Annotated in this window: 12 protein-coding genes; 5 read left to right on the forward strand and 7 right to left on the reverse strand. The window is 69.5% G+C overall.

All coding sequences use genetic code 11. From position 1 onward, the window contains the following. Positions 1-120 precede the first annotated feature (120 nt). A complete protein-coding gene (locus LQF12_RS11830) occupies positions 121-957 on the forward strand; it encodes a type IV toxin-antitoxin system AbiEi family antitoxin domain-containing protein (protein ID WP_231053134.1) in 837 nt (278 codons plus the stop codon). 21 nt (positions 958-978) lie between these two features. Here LQF12_RS11830 and LQF12_RS11835 read toward each other — a convergent pair whose 3' ends face one another. The 6 genes from LQF12_RS11835 to LQF12_RS11860 form a co-directional block, all read right to left on the reverse strand. Continuing rightward, the gene (locus LQF12_RS11835; RefSeq protein WP_231053135.1) at positions 979-1,737 is read right to left on the reverse strand and encodes an iron ABC transporter ATP-binding protein; all 759 of its coding nucleotides are present in this window, start codon (positions 1,735-1,737) and stop codon (positions 979-981) included. Continuing rightward, a complete protein-coding gene (locus LQF12_RS11840) occupies positions 1,734-2,669 on the reverse strand; it encodes an iron chelate uptake ABC transporter family permease subunit (RefSeq protein ID WP_231053136.1) in 936 nt (311 codons plus the stop codon). Before LQF12_RS11840 ends, LQF12_RS11835 begins: the two co-directional genes overlap by 4 nt. A 115-nt stretch (positions 2,670-2,784) precedes the next feature. Further along, positions 2,785-3,795, reverse strand: coding sequence for an ABC transporter permease (locus LQF12_RS11845; protein WP_231053137.1), 1,011 nt, complete (start codon positions 3,793-3,795; stop codon positions 2,785-2,787). 20 nt (positions 3,796-3,815) lie between these two features. Continuing rightward, positions 3,816-4,823, reverse strand: coding sequence for a siderophore ABC transporter substrate-binding protein (locus LQF12_RS11850; protein ID WP_231053138.1), 1,008 nt, complete (start codon positions 4,821-4,823; stop codon positions 3,816-3,818). A gap of 102 nt (positions 4,824-4,925) precedes the next feature. Next, complete coding sequence (gene ahcY / locus LQF12_RS11855) at positions 4,926-6,401, reverse strand: adenosylhomocysteinase (protein ID WP_231053139.1); 1,476 nt, start codon at positions 6,399-6,401, stop codon at positions 4,926-4,928. Then, the gene (locus LQF12_RS11860; protein WP_231053140.1) at positions 6,398-7,675 is read right to left on the reverse strand and encodes an MFS transporter; all 1,278 of its coding nucleotides are present in this window, start codon (positions 7,673-7,675) and stop codon (positions 6,398-6,400) included. The genes ahcY and LQF12_RS11860 overlap by 4 nt, the downstream gene beginning before the upstream one ends. 77 nt (positions 7,676-7,752) lie before the next feature. Between LQF12_RS11860 and LQF12_RS11865 the strand changes: the two genes are divergently transcribed. Beyond that, positions 7,753-8,934 carry a MalY/PatB family protein gene (locus LQF12_RS11865; protein ID WP_231053141.1) on the forward strand — a complete coding sequence of 394 codons (1,182 nt, stop codon included), beginning with the start codon at positions 7,753-7,755 and terminating at the stop codon, positions 8,932-8,934. A gap of 69 nt (positions 8,935-9,003) precedes the next feature. Further along, positions 9,004-10,170: a nucleotide sugar dehydrogenase gene (locus LQF12_RS11870; protein ID WP_231053142.1), complete on the forward strand. Its 1,167-nt coding sequence runs from the start codon at positions 9,004-9,006 to the stop codon at positions 10,168-10,170. A 23-nt stretch (positions 10,171-10,193) separates the two neighbouring features. On the opposite strand, the gene LQF12_RS11875 is transcribed toward LQF12_RS11870, so the two are convergent. Then, positions 10,194-11,228, reverse strand: a complete 1,035-nt coding sequence (locus LQF12_RS11875) for an ATP-grasp domain-containing protein (protein ID WP_231053143.1) — start codon at positions 11,226-11,228, stop codon at positions 10,194-10,196. A gap of 96 nt (positions 11,229-11,324) precedes the next feature. On the opposite strand from LQF12_RS11875, the gene LQF12_RS11880 reads away from it, so the two are divergent. Continuing rightward, the gene (locus tag LQF12_RS11880) at positions 11,325-12,584 is read left to right on the forward strand and encodes a nucleotide sugar dehydrogenase (protein WP_231053144.1); all 1,260 of its coding nucleotides are present in this window, start codon (positions 11,325-11,327) and stop codon (positions 12,582-12,584) included. Between the two features lie 187 nt (positions 12,585-12,771). Further along, positions 12,772-14,226, forward strand: coding sequence for a UDP-N-acetylmuramoyl-tripeptide--D-alanyl-D-alanine ligase (locus tag LQF12_RS11885; RefSeq protein WP_231053145.1), 1,455 nt, complete (start codon positions 12,772-12,774; stop codon positions 14,224-14,226). Position 14,227: the final 1 nt, after the last annotated feature.

Raw genomic sequence — 14,227 nt, forward strand, 5'->3', positions numbered from 1 at the left:
CGGCTGCGCCGATCTGCGGCAGCATCGCTGCGCACCCCACGCATCCGTGCCTGTCCGGTCATCCACAACCCCCACCCGGGCCGCCGACGCCCCCGCCTCCGGATCACCAGGCTGACCGGCATGACCACCTCACCCTCACTCGATGTCGGGCTCTACTCCCCCGCCCAGCTGCGGGCACGCGGGATCGACCGGCGCCGGCTCCGCCATCTGCTCGCCCATGGGCGGCTGCTGCACGTCGCCCGCGGCTGGTACGCCCGGCCCGATGCCGATACCGCCGCGGTCGCCGCCGTCAGCGCCGGCGCCCGCCTGACCTGCCTCTCCGCGGCCCGCCTGCATGACCTGTGGCTGCCCGAGCACTCCCGCTCTCACGTCCACGCCCGCCGCGGCAATGTCCCGGCCGGCTGGGTCCCGCACGGCCCGCGTCTGGATGCCTGGCCCGGACCCGACCCGGTGGCCGGCCTACCGCTGTGCCTGGACCATGCCGCACGCTGCCTGATCCCCGAGAGCGCCGCGATCCTGTTCGAGTCCGCGCTCACCCGGGGCAGGATCACCCCCACCGACGCGGACGTGATCCTGGCCGGGTTGCCGGTGCGCGTCACGTCGGCGATCGGCAACGTCACCGCCTTGAGCCAGTCCGGCTCGGAGACCCGGATCGCCCGCTGGCTACGACGGCGGGGCGTGCGGTTCGCCCAGCAGGTCGCCATCCCCGGGGTGGGCACGGTGGACTTCCTGGTCGGGCGGTGGATCATCGAGGCCGACAGCGCCGCCCACCACCGCTCGCGGCAGGAGTACGAGAACGACCGCCGCCGGGACATGGCAGCGAGGATGCAGGGGCTGGACACGAGCCGGCTGAGCTTCTCCCAGATCTGGCAGCACTGGCCCACGACCACCGCTCACCTCGCCGCGATCCTGGCCACCCGCCGGCACCTGGCCCGGCCCCGGCCCATCCCCTACTGAGGGCCCGCCGACCGGCCGGACTCACCCAGCCGTCAGCGCCACCAGCCGGCCGTCGATCTCACGCACGTCCACCGCCATGTCGTAGACCGACTCCAGCACGGCCGGGTCCATCACCTCGGCCGCCGGCCCGTCGCAGACCACTCGCCCCTCCCGCATCGCCACGATCCGGTCGGAGTAGCGGGCGGCGACGTTGATGTCGTGCAGCACCACCACCACCCGCTTGTCGAGCTCGTCGGCCATCCGCCGCAGCAGCCGCATGATCTCAACCGCGTGCTTGAGGTCGAGGTTGTTCAGCGGCTCGTCCAGCAGCACGTACCGCGTGTCCTGGGCGAGGACCATCGCCACGAACGCCCGCTGGCGCTGCCCGCCGGAGAGCTGGTCCAGGAACCGGGTGCGGAAGGGCTGCAGGTCGAGGTAGTCCAGCGCCCGCTCCACGTGCTCGCGGTCCTCGGCGGTGGTCCGCCCGCGCGAGTGGGGGAACCGGCCGAACTCCACCAGGTCCTCCACCGTGAGACGGGCGGCGATGTGGTTGTCCTGGCGCAGCACCGCCAGCCGGGTGGCCAGGGTGCGCGAGGGTGCGGTGGCCACGTCGAGGTCATCGATGCTCACCCGCCCCTCCTCGGCCTGGATCAGCCGTCCGATCACGCCGAACAGGGTGGATTTGCCGGCCCCATTGGGGCCGATGAGCGCGGTCACGCCCTCGCCGCCGAAGGTCAGCGAGACGTGGTCGAGCACCGTGGCCGGGCCGTAGCGCTTGGTGGCGCCCTCGAGCACGATCATCGTGCCCCCTTTCGCAACACGAGGTAGAGGAAGAACAGGCCGCCGGCGAACTCGATGATCATCGCCAGCGCGCCGCCGAAGCCGAAGATCCGCTCGAGCACCAGCTGCCCGCCCACCAGGCAGACCATGCCCAGCCCGACGGCGGCCGGCAGCGTGAACCGGTGCCGGAAGCTGCCCACGTAGGAGTAGGCGAGATTGGCCACGATCAGACCGAAGAACAGGATCGGGCCCACCATCGAGGTGGAGGCGGCCACCATCACCGAGACGATCGCGAACAGCCCCATCACCACCCGCCGATGATCGATCCCGAGCCCGACCGCCATCGACTCCCCGAGCGTGAGCACGTCCAGGATCCGCAGCAGCGGGATCAGCGCCACCACGCCGGCCACCACGAGAGCGCCGGTGAGCATCAGCAACGTCTCGTCGGGCCGGCTGAGCGAGGCGAACATCGCATCGGTGACCACCTGGAAGTCCAGCGGGTCCAGCATCCGCTGCATCCACTCCGCCAGCGCCCGCAGCAGGGTGCCCAGCACGATCCCCACCAGCAGCATCAGGTGCAGGGAGCGCCGCTTGCCCCCGAACAGCCAGGTGAACAGCAGCACGCTGAAGGCCACCATCACCACCACCTGGCCGATCCAGAGCGTGACCGCGTCGGCGTTCAGGAACGCCGCGGACCCGAGGAAGAACACCATCGCGGTGGCGGTCAGGCCGTAGAACGCGTCGAAGCCCATGATCGAGGGCGTGAGGATGCGGTTGGCGGTGATCGTGTGGAACACCACGGTGGAGGTGCCCACCGCGATCGAGACCACCAGCATCGCCAGCACCGTCATGCCCCGGATCTTGACGGCGAACGCCAGCGATCCGGGCACGTCGGTGAGCAGGTAGGTGGCCACGAGGAGCACGACGGCGCAGCCCAGGACCGCCAGTCGCACCCCAGGCCTGTGCCACAGCTGCCACAGGTGGCGCAGACCTCGTGGTGGCGTGCCACGACCGGCCGCCGGCCGGCGCGGCGCCGATACCGCCGTGGGTGGGGTTGCGGTCTCGCGGTCAGTGAGCACGGGACCCCTTCCGCAGCAGCAGCCAGAGGAAGATGCCGGCGCCGAGGATGCCCACGATCACCGAGAGCGGGATCTCGTAGGGGAACCGCACGACGCGGGCGAGGATGTCGCAGGCGAGGATGAACACGGCGCCGAGCCCGGCCACCCACGGGATGGCCCGGCGGCAGTTGTCACCGATGATCAGGCTCACGACGTTCGGCACCACCAGCCCGAGGAACGGCACGATCCCGGCGGTGGCCAGCACCGTGGCGGTGATGACGGCGATCACCACCATCCCCACGGCCATCACCCGGCGGTAGTTCAGCCCGAGGTTGGTGGCGAAGTCCTCGCCGAGCCCGATCACGGAGAACCGGTCGGCGGCCACCCAGGCCACCACCACCATCGCGCCGGCGAGCCAGAGCAGCTCGTAGCGCCCGGCCATCACCGAGGCGAAGCTGCCCTGGGCCCACTGCCCGAGCGACTGCAACAGGTCCATCCGGTAGGCGATGAACGTGGTGAAGGCGCCCACCACTCCCCCGAGCATGATGCCCACCAGCGGCACCAGCACGAGCTGGCGCACCGGTATGGCCTTGATCACCTGCAGGAACACCCAGGTGCCGACCAGCCCGAACACGGCCGCCACACCGGCCTTGCCGACCACCGGCAGCGCCGGGGCGAAGATGATGCAGCCGAGCATGCCGAGGGTGGCGAACTCGGTGACGCCGGTGGTGCTGGGCTCGACGAACCGGTTGCGCACCATCATCTGCATGATCAGCCCCGCGATCCCGAGCGAGGCGCCCACGAGCAGCACCGCCACGGTCCGCGGGATGCGGCTGACCAACAGCAGGAACTGCGCGTGGGAGTCGGCGTCGGCCCGCAGCAGCGAGGCGGGGGTGACGTCGGAGACACCGGTGAACACGCTCGCCACGGCCAGCAGCACCAGCGCCGCCCCGATGACGACGCCCACCCCGGTCCGCGCGGAGCGGACCGGGGTGGGCGCGTAAGTGGTCGGAGTCGACACAGGAGGTGGCTCGCTGGTCCTTACAGCGCGGCCGAGATGTCGTCGATCATGACCTGCGTGGTGTCCAGGCCGCCGTAGACGATGTACCAGGCCACCGGGTTGAGGTAGTGGATCCGGTCGTTCTGGGCTGCCGCGGTCTCGTTGATGATGTCGTTGTCGAGCACCTCGGCGGCGGCCTGCGCGTCCTCGGTGCCGACGGCCTGGTCGCGATCGATGACGAACAGGTGGTCGGGGTTCTCCTCGAGCACGAACTCGAAGGAGACGGGCTCGCCGTGGGTGGCGCCCTGGATGTCGTCGATCACCGGCTCCACGCCGAAGACGTCGTACATGATGCCGCTGCGGTAGGTGAACCCGCCCTCGGTGCCGCCGCTGGCGGCGAGTGCGCTGAGGCTGCCGCCGGAGACCATCAGACCCAGGCCGGTGCCGAGCTCGGCGGTCTGGGCGCGCACGTCCTCGATCTGGGCGTTGAGACTCTCGACCGCCTCGGCAGCCTCGTCCTCGGCCTCGAGCACCTCACCGAGGAAGGTGGTGTTGCGCTCGAGGGTCTCGAGGTAGCTGCCGGCGGGGCTGAGGTCGACCGTGGGGGCGATCTCGTTGAGGTCCTCCCACAGCGCCGAGGAGCGGCCCGAGACGAGGATCAGGTCGGGCTGCTGGGCCTCGATCGCGACGAGGTCGGCCTCGAAGAGGGTGCCGGCGTTGAAGGCATCCTCGGCGAGGTAGTCGGCCAGGTAGTCCGGCACGTTGTCCAGCGGCGCACCGGCGATCTCGCCACCGAGGGCACCGACGGTGTCCAGGCTCGCGATGTCGAAGGCCACGATGGTCTCCGGGTTCACCGGCGCCTCGACACTGGTCTCCTCGTACTGCGGGTCCTCGTCCTCACCGGCGGTGTTGCGGTCCCAGGTGAAGGTGACCGTCTCGGTCGACTCCCCGTCGGATCCGGCGGCGGTCTCGGGGCCACCGCAGGCCGCCACGGCGAGCGACGTCGCCGCCGCGAGCGAGATGAGGGCCACAGGGCGCTTCACTGACATGCAGGTTCTCCTCGGTTAGGTCGGTATTAGCCGAGCCTAACCTAGCGAAGGCGAGCCTAACCTCACCCGGGCCGGAGAGTGATTGGGATCACGCCGCGCTTCTCAGTAGCGGTAGTGATCGGACTTGTAGGGGCCGGAGACGTCGACGTCGATGTACTCGGCCTGGTCCTTGGTCAGTTCGGTCAGCTCCACGCCGAGAGCGTCCAGGTGCAGGCGGGCGACCTTCTCGTCGAGCACCTTCGGCAGCCGGTGCACGCTCAGGTCGTAGTCGGCGGTGGGGTCGTGCAGCTCGATCTGGGCGATCACCTGGTTCGCGAAGGAGTTGCTCATCACGAACGAGGGGTGGCCGGTGGCGTTGCCGAGGTTGAGCAGCCGGCCCTCGGAGAGCACGATGATCGACTTCGCCTCCTGGCCCTCATCGCCCGGAATCACCCACTCGTGCACCTGCGGCTTGATCTCCTCGCGCCGCACCCCGGGCACCCGGGCCAGGCCCGCGATGTCGATCTCGTTGTCGAAGTGGCCGATGTTGCCCACCACGGCCTTGTCCTTCATCCCGACCAGGTGATCAGCGGTGATGACGTCGACGTTGCCGGTGGTGGTGATGAAGAAGTCACCTTGATCGAGCACCGACTCCAGGCGGGCCACCTGGTAGCCGTCCATAGCCGCCTGCAGCGCGCAGATGGGGTCGATCTCGGTGACGATCACCCGGGCGCCCTGCCCGCGCAGCGCCTCGGCCGCCCCCTTGCCGACGTCGCCGTAGCCACACACCACCGCGACCTTGCCGCCGATGAGGATGTCGGTGGCGCGGTTGATGCCGTCGGGCAGGGAGTGGCGGATGCCGTAGCGGTTGTCGAACTTGGACTTGGTGACCGAGTCGTTGACGTTGATCGCCGGGAACAGCAGCTCGCCGGCCGCGGCGAGCTGGTAGAGCCGGTGCACGCCGGTGGTGGTCTCCTCGCTGACGCCACGGATGCGGCCGGCGATGGTGGTCCAGCGCCGGGGGTCGGCCGCGAGGGAGCGGCGGACCACGTTGCGGAAGACGATCAGTTCCTCGGAGTGGCCGGGCTCACCGGGCTCGGGGTCGGAGGGGACGGCCCCGGTCTGCTCGAACCGGCGCCCCTCGTGCACGAGCATGGTGGCGTCGCCGCCGTCGTCGAGGATGAGGTTGGGGCCCTCCTCGGGCCAGAGCAGGATCTGCTCGGTGCAGTCCCAGTACTCGCTCAGGCTCTCGCCCTTCCACGCGAACACCGGCACCCCGCGCGGGTCCTCGGGAGTGCCGTGCGGTCCGACCGCCACAGCGGCGGCGGCCTCGTCCTGGGTGGAGAAGATGTTGCAGCTGGCCCAGCGCACCTGGGCACCGAGGGCGGTGAGGGTCTCGATCAGCACGGCGGTCTGCACGGTCATGTGCAGCGATCCGGCGATCCGGGCTCCCCGCAGCGGCTGGGACTCGCCGAACTCCTCCCGCAACGCCATCAGCCCGGGCATCTCGTGCTCGGCGAGGCGGATCTGGTGGCGGCCGGCGGCCGCGAGGGACAGATCGCGGACCTTGTACTGACCGGGGAGCTCGGAGAAAGTCATGGAGTCAGGGTATCCGCCGGCACCGCCCCGGACGCCCGCACCCGCAGCGCCCCCACCAGCAGCACCACCGCCGGCACCAGCAGCACCGCCCCGGCGATGTTCACCGCCGTGAACCCTCCCCAGGCGAGGATCGGGCCGGCGAGGGCGGCCGCGAGCGCCCCGGCGCCGTTCATCCCGGCGTCGGTGGCGCCCTGCAGCGGCACCCGCACGTGCTCGGCGGTACTCGCCAGCAGCGCGGAGGCACCGATCACGCAGGCCGACCAGCCCACCCCGAGCACCGTCAGCGCCACGGCGGTCATCGCTCCCCCGGCCGAGTCCTGGGCCGCGACCACGCCGAGCACCAGCGCCACCACCAGCCCGGCCATCCCCCCGGCGCCGGTGCGCACGCCCCCGAACCGGTCGGCGCACCACCCGAACACCGGGCTGAGGCCGAACATGCCGAGGATGTGCAGGCTGATCACCACCCCCACCACCGTCAGTGACATGCCGTGGTGGGCCAGGTGCACCGGCGTCATCACCATCACCATGACCATCACCGAGTGCGCGCAGGCGATCAGCCCGACGGCGTAGCGCGCCACCGCATGCCGGCCCGCCCACCGCAGGGCTGCCAGGGTGCCGACCGGTTCGGCCGACCGTTCCGGCTCCCCGGCCCCCGCCACGGCGGGGGCGGGCTGCGCCGTCGGGACTCGTGGGTAGAGCACGGCGATGACGATCCCGGCGAGGGCGAAGGCGACTACGGAGAACAAATACGGCCCGGCGAGCGAAGGGAGGCCGGCGGCGATGCCGACGGCGTTGCCCGGGTCGGTGAGGTTCGGCCCGGCGACCGAGCCGATGGTGGTGGCCCAGATGACGATCGCCATGGTGCGCCCACGGGCGCCGGCCCCGGCGTTCTCCCCGGCCGCGTAGCGCGACTGCAGGTTGACCGCCTGGGCCACCCCGAACAGGCCCAGGCCGAGCAGGAGCACCACGAGCTGATTGACGACGGCGGCCGTCAGGATGGTCAGGGCCCCCGCCGTGGCGAGGGCGTATCCCAGGGCGAGGGACCGCCGTCGGCCCGCTCGTGCTGCCAGCCGGGCCAGTGGCACGGCGGCGATGGCCGCCCCGAGCACGCTGGCGGCCTGACCGAGGCCGGCCACGGAGGTGCCGCCGAGGCGTTCGGCGAGCAGCCCGCCCACGGCGACACCGGAGGCCACACCCACTCCGCCGAGCAGGTTGCTGGCGATGAGCACGCCGACGGCGCGGCGGGCGGTCGAGTGCTCGACGGCTGCGGTCACCGGCAGATTCTCGCATCCGGTGCACCCGGCCCTGCGGGTGCTGCGGTCTGGCACGCGTCCTGGGAGAGGATGGGGCCATGGATGCCCACCAGATGCAGTCCCTGGACGAGCTCACCATCGAGCAGCTGCGCGCCGCCGGCAGCGTGAAGTGGACCGCGTTCCCCGGCAAGATTGGGGCTTTCGTGGCCGAGATGGACTTCGGCACGGCCGAGCCGATCACCCGGGCGCTGCACGAGGCCGTGGACGCCGGCGTCTTCGGATACCTGCCGGCGGCGATGTCGGATCGGATGAGCGAGGCGTACACCGACTGGGCGGGCCGGCGCTACGGCTGGACGGTGGATCCGGGCGATGTGCACCCGGTCGCGGACGTGCTCGCCGCGCTGGAGCTGACGATCGACTTCTTCTGCGAGCCGGATTCGGCGGTGGTGCTGCCCACGCCCGCCTACATGCCGTTCCTGACGGTGCCGCTGCTGCACGGCCGGCGGATCATCCAGGTGCCGATGGCACGCGAGGGCGGGCGCTACGTCTACGACCTGGCGGCCCTTGATGCGGCGTTCGCCGACGGCGGCGGGCTGCTCGTGCTGTGCAACCCGCACAACCCGATCGGCCGGGTGCTCGAGACCGAGGAGATGGTGGCCATCAGTGAGGTGGTCCAGCGGCACGGGGCGCGGGTGTTCTCCGACGAGATCCACGCACCGCTGGTCTACTCCCCCGGGCGGCACGTGCCGTACGCCTCGGTGAACGAGGCGGCCGCCGGGCACACGCTCACGGCGACCTCGGCCTCGAAAGCGTGGAACCTGCCGGGCCTGAAGTGTGCGCAGGTGGTGGCCTCCAACGATGCGGACCGGGCGCTGTGGCGCGAGCACGGCAAGTCCTTCGAGCACGGCGCGGCGAATCTAGGGGTGGTGGCCAACACCGCCGCCTACACCGCCGGTGAGCCCTGGCTGGCCGGGGTGCTCGAGTACCTGGACGGCAACCGCCGGCGGTTGGCGGAGCTCGTCGCCGAGCACCTGCCCGGCGTTCGCTACACCCCGCCCGAGGGGACGTACCTGGCGTGGCTGGACTTCCGCGGCGTCGAGGTCGGGGGTGCTGCCAGCGCGACGGCGTTCCTCGCCTCCCGCGCGGGCGTGGCCACCACCGACGGCGCCCAGTGCGGGCAGGCCGGTGAGGGTTTCGTGCGCTACAACCTGGCCACGCCGCGGCCGATCATGGAGGAGACGGTCGCCGCGATGGGCCGGGCGGTGCGGGAGATTCGCTAGCGGCTCCCCCGCGGGCACCCATGCCCCCTAGGGTGCTGCTGTCAGACCTTCGGCCTCAAGGAGCCAGCCGTGAAGATCGCCGTTGTCGGTACCGGATACGTCGGCCTGTCCATCGCGGCGCTGCTGGCCCAGCACCACGAGGTGGTCGCGCTCGACATCGATGCTTCGCGCGTGGACCAGGTCAACGCCGGCGGGTCGCCGATCACCGATACCGAGCTGGAGGACTACCTGGCCTCGGGGAACCTGCGGTTGCGCGCCACCCTCGACCAGCGTGAGGCCTACGAGGGCGCCGAGTTCGTGGTGGTGGCCACCCCCACGAACTACGAGGAGGAGACCAACTCCTTCGACACCTCCACGGTGGAATCGGTGATCGCCGATGTCGCGCGGATCAATCCGGACGCGGTCACCGTGGTCAAGTCCACGATCCCGGTGGGCTTCATCGACACGATCCGGGCCGCCCACCCCGACGTCCACGTACTCTTCTCCCCCGAGTTCCTGCGCGAGGGCCGCGCCCTGGCCGACAACCTGCACCCCACCCGGATCGTGGTGGGCGACCGCTCCGAGGCCGGCCGGCGGTTCGCCGACCTGCTGCTGGAGGGCTCGCTGGACGAGGACGTGCCCGTGCTGCTCACCGACGCCACCGAGGCCGAGGCGATCAAGCTGTTCGCCAACACCTTCCTGGCGCTGCGGGTGGCCTACTTCAACGAGCTCGACACCTTTGCCGCCACCCGTGGGCTCGACCCCGAGCAGATCATCCGGGGGGTGGGCCTGGATCCGCGGATCGGCACCCACTACAACAACCCCTCCTTCGGCTACGGCGGCTACTGCCTGCCCAAGGACACCAAGCAGCTCCTGGCCAACTACCAGGAGGTGCCACAGAACCTGATCCGCGCCGTGGTGGACGCCAACACCACCCGCAAGGACTTCATCGCTGCCGACGTGCTACGCCGCGGCCCCGAGGTGGTGGGCGTCTACCGGCTGGTGATGAAGGCAGGCTCGGACAACTTCCGCACCTCGGCGATCCAGGGGATCATGAAGCGCATCAAGGCCAAGGGCGTCGAGGTGATCGTGTTCGAGCCGAACCTGGAGGAGGAGCACTTCTTCCGCTCCCCGGTGGTGCGCAACCTCGACGAGTTCAAGGCGCGGGCCGATGTCATCCTCTCCAACCGGGTGCACGAGGATCTCGCCGACGTTCCGCACAAGGTGTACACGCGGGACCTGTACGGGCGTGACTGAGGCCGGCCCACCGCCGCCGGCGGTCAGCTGGTCGTGCGGCCTGCTCCGCTCATGGCGTCGATCAGCATGCCCGCCACGTCGCGCTCCTGGCCCTCCCACGGGAAGTGGTGGCCGGAGATCATCGGGCTGGAGTTGATCTCGAGGATGGAGGGAGCACTCCCCCGGCCGCCCCGAGGCAGCAGCATGTCCAACCCGGCCAGCCGCAGGCCGGGGATGGCTCGCACCGCACGTTCGGCCAGCTCGATCTCATCGGGCAACAGCTCGTCGGTGGCGTCGACGCCGTCACCGCCGCTGTGCACATTGGAGTTGGAGCGCAGCCAGACCCGCTCGCCGGCCGGTGGGACCGACTCCAGCGTCAGCTGCTGCCGAGCGAGCTCGCGGTGGGTGAGCTCGTCGATGACGAGCTCGAAGTGGGTCGGGTTCTTCGAGCGCACCCGCGCGCGGTTCTTCGCGGTGATGAGGTGCTCGACGGTGTGCCTGCCGTCGCCAATCACGTTCGCCGGCAATCGGCGAGCCGCAGCGGCCACCTTGCCGTAGACCATCAGCACGCGGTGCTCCTCGCCGTCCACGAACTGTTCGACGAGCACCTCCCGCGCCTGGTCCGAGACCGCCGTGAAGGCCGCGTGGAAGGCATCCCGATCGTCGATGTTCAGGTGCACCAGCTCCCCGGACCCGCCGCTGTTGGGCTTGACGACGACCGGGGCGATCGCCTCCGCCCAGGCCCAGGCGCGCTCGGCCTCGCCGGCCGAGAAGACCGCATTCTCGGGAGCCCGCAGCCCGTAGGAGCGCAGCAGCCGGCTCGTGATGTCCTTGTGCAGCGCGCACCGGCGGGCCAGTGCGCCGTTGAGGTTGGTCTGGGCGCCGTTGAACCGGCGCAGCGTGCCGCCCAGGGTCATGGTCAGTCGCTGCTGGGAGTCCGGGTGCAGCTCGATGCCCCGCGCCATCGCCCGATCGGCGAGAAGGGAGTTGGTCAGACCGGTGTGGATCCCGCGCTTGCGCAGGTAGTTGCGCGCGGACCGCAAGCTCGCCGGCTTCGAGCCGGAACTCTCTCGTGGCATGCGTCTCAGAGTACGTCAGCCGCAGCTCCCGCCCGGGAGTCGGCGCCCGGTGCCACGCGTATGCTGGGCGGGCCCGCTGGACGAGAAGGAGCACACGTGAGCGCAGATGTCGTCATCGTCGGAATGGGCTACGTCGGCCTTCCCCTGGCGCAGGAGGCGGCTCGGCAGGGCCTGTCCGTGATCGGGTTCGACATCAAGCAGGACGTGGTGGACGGACTCAACGCCGGCCGCTCCCACATCGACGATCTCGCAGAGTCCGACATCCAACGGATGCTGGAGGCCGGATTCCGGGCCAGCACCGACGAGTCGGTCCTGGCCGAGGCTCCCGCCGTGGTGGTCTGTGTGCCGACGCCGCTGGCGCGCGACGGCGCACCGGACCTGGGCGCCGTGACCGGAGCGGTAAGCACGATCGCGCGCAACCTGCGCCCGGGCATGCTCGTGGTGCTGGAATCGACCACCTGGCCGGGCACCACCGAGGAGATCGTGCGCCCGGTGCTGGAGGAGGGGGGCCTGACCGTGGGTTCCGACATCTCCCTCGCCTTCTCCCCCGAGCGCATCGACCCGGGCAACCGCACCTACGGCGTGCGCAACACTCCCAAGGTGGTGGGCGGCGTGACCCCTGCCTGCACCGAGCGAGCGACGGCGTTCTACCAGCGGTTCATCGACACCGTGGTGCCCGCGAAGGGCAGCCGGGAGGCGGAGACAGCGAAGCTGCTGGAGAACACCTACCGTCACATCAACATCGCGCTGGTCAACGAGATGGCCCGGTTCTGCCACGAGCTCGGGATCGACCTGTGGAACGTGATCGACCTGGCCGCGACGAAGCCGTTCGGGTTCCAGGCCTTCTATCCCGGCCCCGGTGTGGGCGGGCACTGCATCCCCATCGATCCGAACTACCTGAGCTACACGGTGCGCACGCGCCTTGGCTACCCGTTCCGGTTCGTGGAGCTGGCGCAGGAGGTCAACTCCAGCATGCCGGCCTACGTCGCGCGCCGCGCCCAGGACATCCTGAACGAGGATGCGAAGGCACTGCGTGGCTCGCGGGTGCTGCTGCTCGGTGTGACGTACAAGCGCAACATCGCCGACCAGCGTGAGTCCCCGGCCGTCCCCCTCGCGGAGTACCTGCAGGAGTGGGGAGCCGAGGTCAGCTTCCACGATCCGGCCGTGGCCACCTGGAACCTGCCCGACGGGCCGTTGGAGCGCGTGCCGGATCTGGCCGAGGCCGTTGCCGGGGCGGACCTGGTCATCCTGGTGCAGAACCATGACGCCTACGACGTCGAGGCGTTGGCCGAGAGCGCGCGGTCGTTCTTCGACACGCGAGGCGTGACCACGTCCTCGCAGACCCACCGCTTGTGAGCTGACCGGCCATCTTCCGAGAACACTGTGCGTATCCGCTGAGCCTCCGCCGACCTACTTCCAGGCCCGGGATCTGCCGCCAGGTCAATCGCGGCGGGTCTCAATCGGCGCCGTAGCGACGGGCGGGTCACCCTGAGTCGCTCATGTACCCTCAGAATAGTTCGTCGAGCCTCCACAGGAAGAAGTCATGCGCGTCGCAACTCTGGTTGAAGTGATCGGATCACGCAGCGACGTCCACTACCGCGGCGACCCGGAAGCACAGTTCCGAGGAGTAAGTTATCGCTTGCGCCGCAGCATGCGCCCCGGGCAGTTCATCGTCCTGGTCGACTCGGCCTGGGGACGTGGGGCAATCGAGAAGTATGGAATCGACCAGGAAAAGACTCCCGAGTACGTGCAACGCTGCATCGAAGCAGGTGTCGCCGGATTCATCTGCAACAAAGAGACTGCTCAACTGGACCACCTGGCACGCCAGAATGTCATTCAAGCCGACAACACCATGGATGCCGTCTACCGAATGGCAGAGGCGATCAGAGATGCGCGCGGCAGCCGACGCATCGCCACCATCACGGGCTCGGCCGGCAAATCTTCCACCAAAGCTATGCTGACCCATGCTCTGACGGCGACCGGAGACTCGGCACGCGTCTTTTCCCCGCCGAGTTCTCAGAACATTGCGACGTCAATACTCAGCCACTACTGTCGCATCGATCAAGCTGGTCACAACGTGATCGAGGTCGCTGGCTCCGCCTTCCGCTCGTTCCAGCGAAACGACTTCGCGCTGGGTTCGGACGTCAGCATCGTGACGAACATCTCCGAGGCACATCTCGACTATCTGGGCGATCTGCGCGGCGTTGCCGAGCAGAAGTCGCACATCTTCGACGGGACACCGGTCGGCGGCGTAGCGATCATCAACGCCGACACACCCCATGCGGACCTCTTGATTGAGCATGCAGTGTCAGAAGGTCGTCAGCTCGTGACCTACGGCGAGCACTCGTCCGCGACCTTTCGCCTCATCGATTACGATCCCGATTCAGGTCGGGTCGTGGCGCGAGTGGGGAGAGAAGAGGTGTCGTATCGCCTCGGCGCACCGGGACTCCACATGGCTCTCAACAGCCTCGCGGTCCTCGCAACCCTTCGTTGCTACCGTATTCGTGACTGGCGACGAGGCATCGACTCGTTGGCAGACTTCCTGCCACTCTCGGGCCGGGGAGAGACGAGTGAATTGACGCTCGCCAACGGCGCCACGGTCTCGTTGATCGATGACGCGTACAACGCGAACCCGTCTTCGATGCGAGCCGCCTTGACCGCACTTCTCCAGCGCGTGGACGGTGACCGCCGCAGCGTTGCGATCCTTGGCGACATGTTGGAATTGGGAAGCGAACCCCAGCGATACCACGACGACCTGGTTCACTACCTCCGAGACAACCCTCCCGCCGTCGTGCATCTCTATGGCGACTACATGCGTGGCGTCTACACCGAACTCTCCAAGCACCGCCGGGATATCCAGTTCTGGGAAAGCGTTGCCGAGCTGGAGGCGAGCATCTCAACAAACAGCAAGTCCGGCGACGTCATTCTCGTGAAGAGCTCCAACGGAACCGGGCTACATGAGCTGGTCGCGGGTCTCAAATCGAGCGCCACAGCCTGAC

The sequence above is a fragment of the Ruania suaedae genome (assembly GCF_021049265.1).
GTDB classification, from domain to species: Bacteria; Actinomycetota; Actinomycetes; order Actinomycetales; family Beutenbergiaceae; genus Ruania; species Ruania suaedae.

What these genes read in the sequence shown, in the direction of transcription:
- LQF12_RS11850 (WP_231053138.1), bottom strand. Translation starts at nt 4,823, where the DNA reads ATGTCAGTGAAGCGCCCTGTGGCCCTCATCTCGCTCGCGGCGGCGACG.
- LQF12_RS11865 (WP_231053141.1), top strand. Translation starts at nt 7,753, where the DNA reads ATGGATGCCCACCAGATGCAGTCCCTGGACGAGCTCACCATCGAGCAG.
- LQF12_RS11875 (WP_231053143.1), bottom strand. Translation starts at nt 11,228, where the DNA reads ATGCCACGAGAGAGTTCCGGCTCGAAGCCGGCGAGCTTGCGGTCCGCG.
- LQF12_RS11835 (WP_231053135.1), bottom strand. Translation starts at nt 1,737, where the DNA reads ATGATCGTGCTCGAGGGCGCCACCAAGCGCTACGGCCCGGCCACGGTG.
- LQF12_RS11885 (WP_231053145.1), top strand. Translation starts at nt 12,772, where the DNA reads ATGCGCGTCGCAACTCTGGTTGAAGTGATCGGATCACGCAGCGACGTC.
- LQF12_RS11830 (WP_231053134.1), top strand. Translation starts at nt 121, where the DNA reads ATGACCACCTCACCCTCACTCGATGTCGGGCTCTACTCCCCCGCCCAG.
- ahcY (WP_231053139.1), bottom strand. Translation starts at nt 6,401, where the DNA reads ATGACTTTCTCCGAGCTCCCCGGTCAGTACAAGGTCCGCGATCTGTCC.